Here is a 13,909-nt window from a genome sequence, read left to right as displayed (position 1 = left end):
GAGGTTTTTAAAAGGACCAGATAAAGGTATCGGAAATTAGATCATTTTCCCATTGCGTATCCGCAAAAAGTGATTCACAGGTGCAGGCAGTTCTTCTTCGTAATGCGTTACATAGATCATCGTTACTGGAAGGTATTCGCAGAGGGATTCGATCACGTGTTTGAAATGCAGCTTCTGATGGACGTCAAGCCCCTGGCAGGGTTCGTCGAATACCAGGAGGGGCGGGTTCTTCACCAGCGCGCGGGCCAGCAGCACGAGGCGCTGCACGCTTTCGGGCACCTGCTTGAACTGCGTGGCGGCGTACCCGTTAATTTCCAGCAGCTCCATCCAGCCAAGGGCCTTTTCCAGCTGCTCCGGGGTGCAGGACCGCATGTAGCCGATGGTATCGTAAAAGCCGGAGCCGGCCACCTGTACGCAGGTGGCGTTGGAATCGAAGTACTGGTGCAGCTCGGGAGACACGAAGCCGATCTTCTTTTTAATGTCCCAGATGCTTTCCCCGCTGCCCCTCGGCCGGTCGAACAGGCTGATGCGGTTGGCGTAGGATTGCGGGTTATCCGCATTGATCAGGCTCAGCAAAGTGCTTTTGCCGGAGCCGTTCGGGCCCAGCAGCGCCCATTTTTCATTGGGGCGGATGGTCCAGTTAATACCGTCGAGAATGGTGTTTTCGCCGTATTTTACGTGGATATCGTCCATTTGCACGATATGCCCGTAGTCGCGGGACTGGGCCCCGGCGGTGAGCCGGCGCAGCAGGGAAAGGTCCATTTGCATGGCCGCCGCGGGTTCTTCGGGCTGGTATTGGGCCAGGAATTCAGCCCTGGTAAAGGTACCGGCTACACGCCCATCCTCCAGGCTCAGCACGTGGGTGATGGATTCGGGTATCTCCGTGGGCGAGGTCACCAGCACCACCGTGGCGCCGGAAGCGGCCACATGGTTCACGATCCCGTGAAAGGCCTTACGGCTTTGCACATCCAGGCCAATGAAGGGATTGTCCAGCAACAGCAGTTCCGGCTTTTGCAGCAGGGCCCTGGCTATCATTACGCGGCGGGTTTCGCCGTTGGAGAGCTTGATCAGCTCTTTATCGCGCAGGTGGCTGATTTGCAGGGGTTCCAGCACCGGGTCGCCCGTTTGGCCCTCCAGGTATTCGTTCACCGTGGGCGCATCGGAGGAATCCATGCTGTTGAAACGCTGCTGGTAATAAAAATCCGAGGTATGCGATAAATTTTTAAAATCATGGTGATGCCCTACCATGGCTATTAAGCGGCGATAATTGAAGTACGGGTCGCTGATTTCATGGGTTTCCCGGTAGCGATCGTAAAAATAATGGCGAATACTGCCATTGATCACATTATTTTTGCCGAGAATTGTATGTAGGAGGCTGGTCTTCCCTGAGCCGCTTTTCCCGGTAACAGCCCAGTGCTCGCCGGAGCGAAGGTGCCAGGTCAGGTCAGGAAAAAGCGTTTTGGACTGGTTGCGCACGGTAATGTGTTCCAGGGACAGGAAAGGAGACTTGCTGCTGTTCATCATCTAACGGGAAGGTTTCCAGGGTCCAATTTCGGGACTCTCTTTCATAAAACAAACCCCGGGGATTGTAATTTTATCTTAAAGTTTACGCGCGTCATGGGAATCAGCTGGAGTGTCAAAACATTCAACGAACTTACAAACGAGGAACTATACCAGGTTTTACGGCTTCGCGCCGAAGTATTTGTGGTGGAACAGGCCTGTGCCTACCTGGACCCGGACAATTACGACCAGCAGGCGCTTCATTTGCTGGGTGTAAATGAAGCGGGACTGGTGGCTTACACAAGATTGTTTGCACCCGGCATTAAATTCGATATGGCCTCCATTGGACGGGTCGTATCGTCCCCATCCGCCAGGGGCAAGGGTTTCGGGCGAGAACTGATGGAAGTTTCCATTGCGGAGGTACAAGCCCGTTGGGGGAAAATCCCCATCAAGATTGGGGCGCAGTTGTATTTACAGAAATTTTATGAATCTTTGGGGTTCGTACAGAGCAGTGAGATGTACCTGGAAGATCAGATTCCGCACATCGAAATGATCAGAGCTTAACATAATTACAGATAATTCAAACACATGACGCCACTCGAACAACTGAATGCGATGTTGCACGAAAAGTATCATACGCATCAGAAAGAGGAATACTCGGTAGAACTGATGCCGGGCCTTTCCGACTCCGAAATCGACAACATCGCCAAACAACTCCGTACCAGACATATACCGGAAGACATCAGGGAGTTGCTGCAATTCAGCAGCGGTTTCCTTTTTTATGGATTGGATGCCATCACTTTCGACGGTACCCGCGACTTTGACCTTTATAACATGATCCCCAATTCCATCCGGATCGCGGGAGACGGTTACGGCAACTACTGGGTGCTGGATGTGGACCGTAACGGCAACTGGGGCAACGTTTTTTACGTGTGCAACGACCCTGCCGTGATCGTAAAGCAGTCCGAAAACATCACTGAATTCCTGCAACAGCTGCATGAATACGGCAAGGAGATCAAAAAATCCAGCATCGACGTGGTGCATGAGATCGTGGTGAACGACATCTGGAACCGCGACGACGGCCTGATCTCCCGCGAGGAAGCCCGTTATTCCGAAGATCCGGAGCTGGCCGAGTTCGCCAAGCAATTGCCTTTCAACTACATGATCGGCGACCTTCGCAACAAGCCTGTGGGCAGCGGTTTTGCCTGGGGCAAACATGGGGCGGACAACCGGGGCATCATTCGTTTCCGGGAAGGTTACCTCTGGGGCATTGAGAAAAAGCAACCCCGTGGCGGCTTTGGCGGCGGTGGTGGACGCGGCGGTTTCGGCGGAGGCGGTGGTCGCCCTGGTGGCGGTGGAGGCCGTCCTGGTGGATTTGGCGGCGGTGGTAACCGTGGCGGCGGAGGCGGCTTTGGCGGCAACCGCGGTGGCGGAGGCGGCGGCTACGATCGTGGCGGCGGAGGCCGTGGCGGGTTCGACCGTGGCGGAAGCGGAGGCGGTGGTTACGACCGCGGCGGAAGCGGCGGCGGTGGCTATGATCGCGGAGGCAGCCGTGGTGGCGGATTTGACCGTGGCGGAAGCGGCGGAGGCGGATACGATCGCGGAGGCGGCGGCGGTTACGACCGTGGCGGAGGAGGAGGCGGTTACGATCGCGGTGGCAGCGGAGGCGGTGGTTTCGACCGCGGCGGCGCCGGAGACGAAAAAATGCCCGAAGAATTTGACAGCTGATATCCTGCGCGCCTGCACAGATCACGGGCGCCGGCGATATTTAACATAACAGAACCGGCCCGGAGCATATGTTCCGGGCCGGTTTCTTTTTATATTGAAAGAGGATTGTTTAAAACTGAACGGCGGTAACCCAATATTCCCGCCCTCTTAGAGCTTAGTCTGCTGCTTCACTTTCCACAGCGGGAACAGGTAGGAGATCGTGTACTGCACATCAAACGCGCTGCCCTTATACCCTTTCCCGTAACCCGGGATGATAAGCGGGGGAAAATCGCTTTTCGCCAGCGAATTATTCAGCAGGATGCGTTCGTGCAGGCTCCATCCCAGGTACAGGTTCTTCAGCACCTCCACCTTTATGCCCAGCGACAGCTCTACCCAGTGGCCCATCTTGGTGGCGGTAGGCATACTGCTGGTATAGTTTCCCCAGTAGCTGCTATGAATATTATATTCGGGCATTTCGTAACTGAACAGGGCGAAGCCATACTTGAAGCCCCCATACAGCATGAAGTTCTCTTTTGGCACCTGTTTTTTGAGCAGGTTGTAATTTATGCCGATGGCGATGGCTACGCCGTTGCTTTTGTAGGTGTAGTTGGAGTCTGAATGATCGGTAAGCCCGTAGCTAACGTCTGCCGCAAAATAAACGCGGTCGTTGTACCGCGCATCCAGCACCACTGTGGCATCGCGGCGGTATGGCTGGAAGAACGGAATGGCAAAACGGGTAAGGTCCACCCCTACGCGCAGGCCTGCGGGCACCTCCATCGTGATGGTTTTCACCGAATCCTTTTTGGACTGGGCTCCTGCGGTTACCGCGCACAGCAACAGCAAACTAAAAATGGAGTATGATCGTATTTTCATTTTCTTCCGTTACTTGCTTACTGGTGATCGCTATAGACTTTATGACATGGGTGGTGGATAATACCGTGTCGATATTAAAATACATCACCACCCCGCAGCCGGCGGAAATAAAATGCGGCTGGCGCTGGTAGCGGAAGGTGATGGTATCTGCAATGCGGGCTGAATCGGTCTGGAAATAATACCGGCTGCTATCGGCCTGCCTGTCCAGCTGGAACTGCATGCCGCTGAGGCCCGGCACCTTTTTGTAGATGCTGTCTTTATTGAGCGCAAACAGCGTAAGCTTCGCAAAGGCGGTATCTTCCTCTATGTTGCTGTTGTTCGGGTTGGGGTAACGGAACCGGGCGCGCACCTGGGTGCGCGTGTCCAGGTCGCAAACCTTGGTATCGTCGTCACAGGCGGTGAGCGCTGTGATAAAACATGCTATCAGCAAAAGATATTTCATAAAGCAACTTGTTGGCACGGCCGCCTATTTCCTGAGTTCTTTTTTCAAAAATACGGCGGTATGTGAATCCTTGCATTTGACCACCTCTTCGGGCGTTCCGGTGCAAAGTATCTGGCCTCCGCCTTCCCCGCCTTCCGGCCCCAGGTCCACCACGTAGTCCGCCACTTTCACCACATCCAGGTTGTGCTCTATCACCAGCACGGTGTTGCCGCGTTCCACGAGTTTGTTCAGCACGTTCAGCAGCAGCTGTATGTCCTGGAAATGCAGGCCCGTGGTGGGTTCGTCGAGGATGTAAATGGTTTTGCCGGTATCTTTTTTGGACAGCTCGGTGGCCACTTTCACACGCTGGGCTTCGCCCCCCGAAAGGGTCACGGCGCTCTGGCCGATCGTGATGTAACCAAGGCCCACATCCTGGAGGGTCTTGATCTTGCGGTAAAGATAAGGCACAGGCTGGAAGAACTCTACGGCTTCTTCCACGGTCATGTCCAGCACGTCGCTGATAGACTTGCCTTTATAACGTATCTCAAGGGTTTCGCGGTTGTAGCGGCGGCCGTTGCATTTTTCGCAGTGCACGTACACATCCGGCAGGAAGTTCATTTCGATCACCCGCACACCGGCGCCTTCGCAAACGTCGCAGCGCCCGCCTTTCACGTTGAAGGAAAAACGCCCGGCGTTATACCCCCTGATCTTGGCTTCAGGCACCGCCGCAAATAACTGCCGGATCTCTGTAAAGAAACCGCAGTAAGTGGCGGGATTGCTCCGCGGGGTACGCCCGATGGGGCTCTGGTCTATTTCAATCACCTTGTCTATCTCCTCCAGGCCCTTGATGCTTTTGTAGGGCATGGGCACCATTTTGGAATCATAGGCGTGTTTGGAGAGGATCGGGTAAAGGGTTTCGTTGATAAGCGTGGATTTGCCGCTGCCTGAAACGCCCGTCACGCAGGTGAACACGCCCAGCGGCAGCTTCAGCGTAACGTTCTTCAGGTTGTTGCCTGTAGCGCCTTTCAGCTCCAGGAACTTCCCGTTGCCCTTGCGGCGTTGTTCCGGCACCGGTATTTCACGGATGCCGTTGAGATATCCCGCTGTGGCGGTATCCAGCTTCAGCATTTCATCAGGGCGGCCCTGCGCCACCACGCTGCCGCCGTGTATGCCCGCGCCGGGACCGATATCTATCAGGTGGTCCGCATGCAGCATGATATCCTTGTCGTGCTCCACCACGATCACGGTGTTACCCATGGTCTTGAGGTTGCGGAGCGCGTCTATGAGGCGCATATTGTCCCGCTGGTGCAGCCCGATGCTGGGCTCGTCGAGAATATAGGTGATGCCCATCAGCTGGGAGCCGATCTGCGTGGCCAGGCGGATGCGCTGGCTTTCCCCGCCGCTGAGCGTGCGCGTGGCGCGGTTCAGCGTGAGGTAGGTCAAGCCTACGTCCAGCAAAAAGCCGAGGCGCTCGCGGATCTCTTTCAGCACATCTTTGGCGATCACGTTCTGCTTTTTGTCCAGGCGCTTCTCGATACCGGCGAACCAAACAGCGAGTTTGTTCAGGTTCATTTCGCCCAGTTCGGAGATGTTCTGGCCATCTACCTTGAACATGAGGCTTTCTTTGCGCAGGCGCGCGCCGTTGCATTCGGGGCAGGTGGAGAGTTTCATAAAACCTTCCGCCCAGTTGCGCACCGCGTCTGACGAGGTGTCGTTGAAATAACGGCGTACCATGTTCACCACGCCTTCGTATTCCGTGGCGTAAGTTTCGGCGCCGTTTTCCTCGAAGCCCATGTCCACCTCCAGCTTACCGTTCTCATCGCCGAACAGGAGTACGTTCATGGCGTTTTCCGGGATCTTTTCGATGGGCGCGGTGAGGGAGAACTTATATTTTTTAGCGAGCTGCTGTATCTGCTTGAACGTAAATGTATCCCTGGCTTCGCCGAGAGGTACGAGACCGCCTTCGCTGATGGATTTGCTGCGGTCCGGCAGCACTTCGTCCATGTCTATCTGGTAAATGGTGCCCAGGCCTTTGCAGCGCGGGCATGCGCCGTAGGGCGAGTTGAAGGAGAAAGTGTTGGGCGAGGGTTCTTCGTATGAGATCCCCGTGTCTTCACACATCAGCTGGCGGCTGTACTGGTTTACCTTGCTGGTGTCGTGGTCCATCACGAACATGAGCCCTTTGCCCATCTGGAGGGCTTTCTGCACGCTCTGGCTGATGCGCGTGCGCGCATCGTCCTGCACCTGTATGCGGTCTATCACCAGCTCGATGTCGTGGATCTTGTAGCGGTCCACCTGCATGCGTTCCTTCAGGTCCAGCACTTCGCCGTCCACCCTCACTTTCAGGAAGCCCTGCTTGCGCACCTGTTCGAACAGCTCGCGGTAGTGGCCTTTGCGGCCGCGCACGAGGGGAGCGAGTATCACCAGTTTCTTTTTAGGGAAATTAGCGAAGATGTGCGCCATGATCTCTTCTTCGGAAAAGCGCGTCATGCGTTTGCCGGTGTTGTAGGAGAAGGCTTCGCCTACGCGGGCGTATAGGAGGCGGAGAAAGTCGTATATCTCGGTGATGGTGCCAACGGTGGAACGCGGGTTCTTGTTGGTGGTTTTCTGTTCAATGGAGATAACGGGCGAAAGGCCCGTGATCTTGTCCACATCCGGCCTTTCCATATCGCCGATGAACTGGCGGGCGTAGGCGGAGAAGCTCTCCATGTACCTGCGCTGCCCTTCGGCATAAATGGTATCGAATGCGAGTGACGATTTGCCGCTCCCGCTGATGCCGGTGATCACCACCAGGCTGTTCTTCGGGATACGGATATCCAGGTTTTTAAGATTATGCTCCCGGGCGCCGTACACTTCGATCATTTCCTCCTGTTGCGCTGCCGGGGCGGGTTGTATTGTAGTTTTTTGCTTTTGCTTTGCCATATAGTTCCCGAACACAAGTTCAAAGTACTAAACTACGTATTTGTACAGGGAATGAAAAATAAAAAGGAGGCTTCAGGAACGCAATTCCACCTCAGCCCGCTATTATCCTGATAATCAGCCGGATGATGGAAGACCCGCCACTAAAGCGAAACACCCCGGGCTGGCGCAGGTATGAAGCGCAGGCTGCGCGTGTGAGCCGGCTTGTGCCGGGGCGACGAACTTTTCAGCCAGCTTTAACTCTCCCGTTAACCCCAGGCTGGCGCAGTCTGAAGCGCAGGCTGCGCGCGCGTGCCAACTTGTGCCGGGGTGAAATTTCAGCGGCTTTAACTTTCCTGTTAACTAATCATCCGGGAAAAATAAATATCAGGAGCGGAAGGACCACTCTTCCGCTCCTGTTTAAAAGGTTTATCTGTTATAGACCTGCGGCGCCTGCTGCGGCAGGTATTGATCGTACCGGATCACATTGCCGTTCCAGGACCCGCTGGTGACCTTGCCGGTGGCGGGCGGCGGGCAGAGCATCAGCACGGAATCCGGGTCCAGGCTTTCCAGGAAATTGTACCGGATGGGTTTTACTAATTCATGCTGGGTTTGACAGGATACGGTTAACAGAACAACGGCGGCTGCGGCCAGCCGGAAAAAGTTTTTCAATTGTTTCATTTTTACATGTGTGTTTTAAAGATTAAAAAATGGACTAACAAAGGCTATCAAAAGCCGGTTAACAAACGGTTCAACCTGCATCGGTCTGGTGCATACCACCGCACATCCGCACCGCAAATGCTGCATATCAAAGCGATCTATACTTCCGGAAAAGCATAACGAACCGCCTGTGAACATGCGCGCAAACGCTTGCCAGGTAAGGCATTCACAAACATCTGCAATAGGAGCTGAATTAAATACGGTGAGTACGCGGGTACACTAACAAACAAAAAAATTCATCTTTTCAATATTAAGGTTAACGGGCATAAAATTAATAAATGTTTCCTTTCACCGGGCACAAAAACCGGGATATTTGATTTGCTAATATGTAAAAATATAAAGGGGTGGAAGTTTGATATTTCCACCCCTTACAGTAAGTATAAACGAAAATTTTAGCCTTTGTATTTCGCAAATGCAGCGATCGCATTATGCCCGCCGAAACCGAAAGTATTGCTCAGCGCAACATTGATGGTGCGCTTCTGTGCCTGGCCCAGCGTGAGGTTCAGCCCTTCGGGGATATCTTCGCCCAGCTCCGTGGTGTTGATGGTAGGAGGCACAATATCTTCCTGCACTGCCTTGATGCAGGCAATGGCTTCGATAGCGCCGGCCGCACCCAGCAGGTGGCCCGTCATGGATTTGGTAGCACTGATATTCAGTTTGGATGCATGCTCGCCGAAAAGGGTTTTGATCGCTTTCAGCTCGCTTATGTCACCCAGCGGGGTGGATGTAGCGTGCGCGTTGATATAGTCTACATCAGAGAGGGAAAGACCGGCGTCGGCCAGCGCTTCTTTCATACCCAGCTGCGCGCCCACGCCTTCAGGGTGGGTAGCGGTGAGGTGATATGCGTCGCAGCTCATGGCGCCTCCTACCATTTCGCCGTAGATAGTGGCTCCGCGGGCAATGGCATGATCGTAATCTTCCAGGATCACCGCGCCGGCGCCTTCGCCCATCACAAAACCATCGCGGTTCTTATCGAAGGGGCGGGAAGCATGCACTGCATCCTCGTTGCGGGTGGAAAGCGCCTTGAGGGCGTTAAAGCCCGCAATACCCGCACGGGTGATGGGGCCTTCGGAACCGCCGGCAATAATCATATTGGCCTTGCCCAGGCGGATATAGTTGAAAGCGTCTACCAGCGCACTGTTGGAAGAAGCGCAGGCGGAAACGGTGCAATAGTTGATGCCCATCAGGCCGTATTTAATGGCGATCTGACCGGCCGCAATGTCTGAGATGAGCCGCGGGATGAAGAACGGGCTGAACTTCGGTACGAAGTTGGACTGCGTGAACTCCACGATCTGGTCCTCGAAGGTTTGCATACCGCCGTTACCGGATGCCCAGATCACGCCGAACTTGCTGCGGTCGGTCTTCTCCAGGTCCACACCGCTGTTCTGGATCGCTTCCTGTGCCACTACCATGGCATACTGTGTGAACGTATCCATTTTGCGCGCTTCCTTCTTTTCTATAAAAGCATCTATATCAAGACCCTTCAGTTCACAGGCAAATTTCGTTTTGAATTCCGTGGTGTCGAACTTCGTTATCGGGCCCGCACCACTCATTCCGGCTTTCAGATTATTCCAGAACGTGTTTACATCATTACCGATCGGTGTGATAGCTCCCATTCCGGTTATCACGACTCTCCTCAGTGTAACAGTACGCATAAGTTTTACTTTAAAGACAAAAGTTAGGACGCAAAGGTACTCACTTATTATCAGGTTTGTACACACGCATGCAAAATAATTCGTATATACTTCGGATTTTAAATGCGCGCAATATGAAAAGGGCTAAAACTGCAAGTAAATAGGGATCATCGGTTCCAGCGTTTTCACCTCGTTCAGGAACCAGATGAATACGACCATTAACACTACTGAAGCCCACACAGGCATCATTCCCAGGCCTTCTTCCAGCTTCTTTTCGGCCACATTGGGCAGGAAGTGCAGCACGTAACCGATCGCCATGAGCGTGAACACCTGGGGATAGGCATTCAGCAGTTGCGGCAGCAGATGGCCCTGGAACTCGAAGGCTACCTGGTGCAGAAGCGTCCAGGCGCCGCTGAAATGCTCCATCCGGAAGAATATCCAGCAGAAACAAACCAGGTGAAACGTGAACAGCACCCCGCCCGCCTTCCATAAACCGGCCCTCAGCGGCGTACTGCGCATCCGGGTGCCGGTCTTCTGCCATTGTATCCAGACCTTGTCCAGACCCAGCGCACCGCCATGTACGCCGCCCCAGAAAATGAAATTCCAGCTGGCGCCATGCCAGAAACCGCCGGTCAGCATGGTGAGGAACAGGTTGAGGTATTGCCTGAACGTACCCTTGCGGTTGCCGCCCAGCGGGATATAGATATAGTCTTTCAGCCAGGACGATAATGAAATATGCCACCTGCGCCAAAATTCGGTGATGGAGCTGCTTTGGTAAGGTTTGTTGAAGTTCGGCGGCAGCTTGAAGCCCACCCAGCGGGCAATGCCGATGGCCATATCGGAATATCCGGAAAAGTCGCAGTAGATCACCAGCGCATAGGCATATACGCCGAAAAGGCACTCCAGCCCCGTGTACCGCCCCGGGTCGTCGAAAATATACTGTACGAAGTTCTGGTTGATAAAATCGCTGAGCACCACTTTTTTGAACAGCCCGCTGATCACCAGGAACATCCCCTTCCCCACGTCCTTCATATCCAGCACATAAGGCTGCCTGATCTGCGGTATAAAGTCCGCCGCCCTTACAATGGGGCCCATCATCAGTTTCGGGAAAAAGGAAAGGAAAAAAAGATAGTCCATGAACTTGTCCACCGGCTTGATCTCCCTGCGGTACACATCCACGGTATAGCTCAGGTTCTCGAAGGTGTAAAAGGAAATGCCGATGGGCAGTATCAGGTTCACCGGGCTGATATTCCCCGCTGTTACGTCGTTGATGATCTGTATGAAAAAGTTCGTGTACTTGAAGTAACAAAGCATTCCCACGTTGATCACCACGCTGAACCACAGCAGGCGCTTGCGCACCATGTCTTTCTGCTCGGTATGGATGCGGTTGCTGAGGTAAAAATCCACGATGGCGGACAGTATCACCAGCAATACGTATTCGTTGCAGGCTTTGTAAAAGAAATAAAGGGAAAACAAAGTGAACACCCATACCCTGGCCCTTTCGTTCTTCCGCGCCAGCTGGTAGCAAAACAGGAAGGCGGCAAAGAAATAAAGGAAGAACGCGCTGTTGAAGAGGATCAATTCCTCCTTGTTGTAGAGCAACAGCGACTTCAGGTTTTCAAAAGACATCGGTTATGGTTTGCTTTGTTGTTTGTTCCATTGTTCGTAAGAGGCCAGCATAGCTTCCGCCAGCAGCTTCCCCTGCAGCGTGTACCCGTAAGCGTTAAAATGCACATGATCGCCGCTCCAGGCGCGGGCAAAACGCGCATCCGCCTTCATGGCGCCGTACAGGTCCCAGTAAGCCCAGCCGTTTTCATTGCACAGCGTGATCATCGCGTCCCGGAGGGTGGTGGCCTGGGGCACTTTCACGTAGCTCACGCGGTAATAGGTGCGCTTTTTCCCCTTTTTCCTGTAAGGCACCTGCCGTTTTTTTAACATGCCGGAGGGCGGGGTGGTAAACAGGAACCGCGTTTCGGGACTAAGCCCTTTCATTATTTCCATCATTTTCCCGATCTCCTGCCGCAGCTGCGTGGCCGAAACCGCGCCGAAGGCCTCGTTGGTACCCAGTGAAATGATCACCAGGGCCGGTTGCAGGATCTGCATCTGCGCGGCGGTGATCTTCCCGTCGAACTGGTTGTAATGGGAAAACTGCGCGCCGTTGATGCCGATGGAATGATATAAAATGCCCGGCTCCCCGCTTTCGGCCACAGCGCCGTAGAAGCGGCTCACCGAAGGAAAACTGACCCGTAAAGAACTTACTGCGGAATCAGCGCAGATGCGTACTCCTTTTGCTTCTTCCAACGATCCATCTTCGTACGCCGGCATGTTCCCGGCTTCGGGAAGGCTTTCGCCGCCTTCGTACCAGAGCTTCATGCATTTCAGCGGTTTCCCGCTGAAAGTGAGCAGCGCAGGCCCCGGCTGTTTATTGATCATGATGCCTCCCGGGCCGGGCCATTCCCTGGCATTGCGGTCCACTACCCGGTCGCCGTTCCAGCGCATATTGCTGCTCCAGCGATAGCCGTCCGGCCCGTTGGTACCGGCCAGGTTGTAGGGAAATACCCAGCCCTGCCCCGCATCGCCAAACGCTGCCTGCAGCGCGTCTTTCACCGCATCCGGGAAAAATCCCGCCTGCACGTGCGAATCACCGAGATGCAACACCGGTATCACTTTATCTTCGTTTTGCAACAGCCGGTACACGCTATACAGGCTCGTATCGTTGTACAGGTGATGCCGCTGTGCGAACACCGCCGCACAACTGCCTGTGAAGAACCAAATCAATAGGAGGCCTTTACATATCCGCCTGCTCATACTCATCCATGATCGCTTTATATAGCAGGGCGCCTACTTTGGAAGCCCCGCGGAAATTGAAGTGTGTGTAATCTTTATTGGCCATGGCCGTATCCACCCAGCGCGTCATCGCTCCTTCGCCGCCCATGGCGGAAAAGAGGTTCCAGTAAGCGATGCTGCGGCTCTCCGCGAACTTATGCTGCACTTTCATAAGGGCCTTTACGCCGGGCGCGGTCACGTATTTGCCTTTTTTCTTGTAAGCTTTATCCGCTGTGCCGACAATCAGAATGGAAGTATGCGGGAAATAACGGCGCAGCGAATCCACCACTTTTACCATGGGCTTCTCGTACCAGTCGAACTTGGTGTTCTCCGGCCAGAAGAGCACATTGGCGCCGTAATGCAGCACAATGAGGTCGTACGGGCGGACGTTCTGCACCTGGTACCACATGCTGCGGCTCAATTTGCCCAGCTCTATGCCGCTGATGCCGCGGAAGGAATAATTATCAAGGAAAATACCGCGCGTGCTTTCGAAGCATACACCGTAAAAAATAGAAGGATCGTTGTTGACGAATTTGAGGGTGAGGGATTTCTGGGTGGAATCCGTCATGAACGAATAGGCGTTGATCTTGCCCTTACCGTCCAGCGACAGGCTTTTGTTGTTCACCACCACATTGCGGCGGCCGCTGCCGTAGAGCAGGCTCACTTCCTCGAACTGGTCCAGCCGGTGGCGTTTCACGGGCTGGTAGCGAACCCAGCTCTGGGGCGCGGGCACAAAAGCATGACCGGAAGGCCCAAGTTCTGTACCGGCGGGCGGGTTGTTGCGGAAGTGATAGTCCGTCCAGTTGGGAGAAAAGCTGTGTAAGATGGTGGTGCGGAAACCTGAAACCACGGAGGTGGCCGGCACAAAACCAACCCCTTCCCCGCCGAAATAAGCCTGCAGGCTGTCCCGCAGGTCCGCCGTGATAAGGTCGCCCTCTATCATGGAATCCCCGAAATAAGCGATACGCACCTTTTTGCGGTGCCCGGTCTTCAGCTCTTTCAATGCCTGCATGAAATATTGCATGCCCGCCCCCTGGTTACCGGCGTTGAAGCCATAGTCCAGGATGCCGGTGTAAGTGGCAAAGTCTTTGGGTATATGCGCTTGCGCGGAATCAGCATCCGCCGGCACGCCGGCCGCAATCGAAATAGTGTCTGTAACAGGGGCGGGCGTACGAAGGTCGGCCAGTATATCCAGGGGCCGCAGGGTATAGCTGCCGAATGTAAGGGTGTTATTTACGAGCGAGATCACAGCCAGGCTGAGCAGGGTACCCAGCACTATCATGAAAGGATAGGGATGTTTGTTTCCGGATGGCATAGTCGGCATATTGGA

At 54.3% G+C, this 13,909-nt stretch carries 11 protein-coding genes; 2 read left to right on the top strand and 9 right to left on the bottom strand.

The genetic code is table 11. The features are described from left to right. Nucleotides 1-36: 36 nt before the first annotated feature. Nucleotides 37-1,524, bottom strand: a complete 1,488-nt coding sequence (locus tag ACTJIK_RS05570) for an ATP-binding cassette domain-containing protein (RefSeq protein ID WP_440645365.1) — start codon at nt 1,522-1,524, stop codon at nt 37-39. Nucleotides 1,525-1,617: 93 nt separating this feature from the next. Here ACTJIK_RS05570 and ACTJIK_RS05565 point away from each other — a divergent pair, with 93 nt between their 5' ends. Together ACTJIK_RS05565 and ACTJIK_RS05560 are read left to right on the top strand one after the other, a co-directional pair. After that, nucleotides 1,618-2,064 (top strand): GNAT family N-acetyltransferase, encoded by a 447-nt coding sequence (locus ACTJIK_RS05565; protein ID WP_440645364.1) that lies wholly within the window; start codon nt 1,618-1,620, stop codon nt 2,062-2,064. Nucleotides 2,065-2,088: 24 nt separating this feature from the next. After that, a complete protein-coding gene (locus ACTJIK_RS05560) occupies nt 2,089-3,228 on the top strand; it encodes an SMI1/KNR4 family protein (RefSeq protein ID WP_440645363.1) in 1,140 nt (379 codons plus the stop codon). A gap of 147 nt (nt 3,229-3,375) precedes the next feature. On the opposite strand, the gene ACTJIK_RS05555 is transcribed toward ACTJIK_RS05560, so the two are convergent. The 8 genes from ACTJIK_RS05555 to ACTJIK_RS05520 form a co-directional block, all read right to left on the bottom strand. Further along, a complete protein-coding gene (locus ACTJIK_RS05555; RefSeq protein ID WP_440645362.1) occupies nt 3,376-4,080 on the bottom strand; it encodes a DUF6048 family protein in 705 nt (234 codons plus the stop codon). Further along, on the bottom strand, nt 4,052-4,522 hold the full coding sequence (locus tag ACTJIK_RS05550) for a DUF6452 family protein (protein ID WP_440645361.1): 471 nt from the start codon (nt 4,520-4,522) through the stop codon (nt 4,052-4,054). Before ACTJIK_RS05550 ends, ACTJIK_RS05555 begins: the two co-directional genes overlap by 29 nt. Nucleotides 4,523-4,546: 24 nt before the next feature. Then, the gene (uvrA, locus tag ACTJIK_RS05545) at nt 4,547-7,363 is read right to left on the bottom strand and encodes an excinuclease ABC subunit UvrA (protein WP_440645360.1); all 2,817 of its coding nucleotides are present in this window, start codon (nt 7,361-7,363) and stop codon (nt 4,547-4,549) included. 465 nt (nt 7,364-7,828) lie between these two features. Continuing rightward, nucleotides 7,829-8,080, bottom strand: a complete 252-nt coding sequence (locus ACTJIK_RS05540) for a hypothetical protein (protein ID WP_440645359.1) — start codon at nt 8,078-8,080, stop codon at nt 7,829-7,831. Nucleotides 8,081-8,511: 431 nt separating this feature from the next. Beyond that, complete coding sequence (gene fabF / locus ACTJIK_RS05535; RefSeq protein WP_440645358.1) at nt 8,512-9,774, bottom strand: beta-ketoacyl-ACP synthase II; 1,263 nt, start codon at nt 9,772-9,774, stop codon at nt 8,512-8,514. Between the two features lie 123 nt (nt 9,775-9,897). Continuing rightward, a complete protein-coding gene (locus tag ACTJIK_RS05530) occupies nt 9,898-11,382 on the bottom strand; it encodes an MBOAT family O-acyltransferase (RefSeq protein WP_440645357.1) in 1,485 nt (494 codons plus the stop codon). Between the two features lie 3 nt (nt 11,383-11,385). After that, a complete protein-coding gene (locus ACTJIK_RS05525; protein WP_440645356.1) occupies nt 11,386-12,531 on the bottom strand; it encodes a GDSL-type esterase/lipase family protein in 1,146 nt (381 codons plus the stop codon). 10 nt (nt 12,532-12,541) lie between these two features. Next, complete coding sequence (locus ACTJIK_RS05520; RefSeq protein WP_440645355.1) at nt 12,542-13,894, bottom strand: hypothetical protein; 1,353 nt, start codon at nt 13,892-13,894, stop codon at nt 12,542-12,544. Nucleotides 13,895-13,909 lie beyond the last annotated feature (15 nt).

Source organism: Chitinophaga sp. 22620 (genome assembly GCF_052044405.1).
GTDB lineage: Bacteria > Bacteroidota > Bacteroidia > Chitinophagales > Chitinophagaceae > Chitinophaga.
Note: the sequence above shows the minus strand (reverse complement) of the source record. Positions and strands in the feature narration are given on the sequence as shown.

Bases quoted from the DNA above. Each gene is read 5' to 3' on its own strand.
- ACTJIK_RS05555 (WP_440645362.1), bottom strand. From the start codon at position 4,080: ATGAAAATACGATCATACTCCATTTTTAGTTTGCTGTTGCTGTGCGCG.
- ACTJIK_RS05560 (WP_440645363.1), top strand. From the start codon at position 2,089: ATGACGCCACTCGAACAACTGAATGCGATGTTGCACGAAAAGTATCAT.
- ACTJIK_RS05540 (WP_440645359.1), bottom strand. From the start codon at position 8,080: ATGAAACAATTGAAAAACTTTTTCCGGCTGGCCGCAGCCGCCGTTGTT.
- ACTJIK_RS05565 (WP_440645364.1), top strand. From the start codon at position 1,618: ATGGGAATCAGCTGGAGTGTCAAAACATTCAACGAACTTACAAACGAG.
- ACTJIK_RS05550 (WP_440645361.1), bottom strand. From the start codon at position 4,522: ATGAAATATCTTTTGCTGATAGCATGTTTTATCACAGCGCTCACCGCC.
- ACTJIK_RS05570 (WP_440645365.1), bottom strand. From the start codon at position 1,524: ATGATGAACAGCAGCAAGTCTCCTTTCCTGTCCCTGGAACACATTACC.
- ACTJIK_RS05520 (WP_440645355.1), bottom strand. From the start codon at position 13,894: ATGCCATCCGGAAACAAACATCCCTATCCTTTCATGATAGTGCTGGGT.
- ACTJIK_RS05530 (WP_440645357.1), bottom strand. From the start codon at position 11,382: ATGTCTTTTGAAAACCTGAAGTCGCTGTTGCTCTACAACAAGGAGGAA.
- uvrA (WP_440645360.1), bottom strand. From the start codon at position 7,363: ATGATCGAAGTGTACGGCGCCCGGGAGCATAATCTTAAAAACCTGGAT.
- fabF (WP_440645358.1), bottom strand. From the start codon at position 9,774: ATGCGTACTGTTACACTGAGGAGAGTCGTGATAACCGGAATGGGAGCT.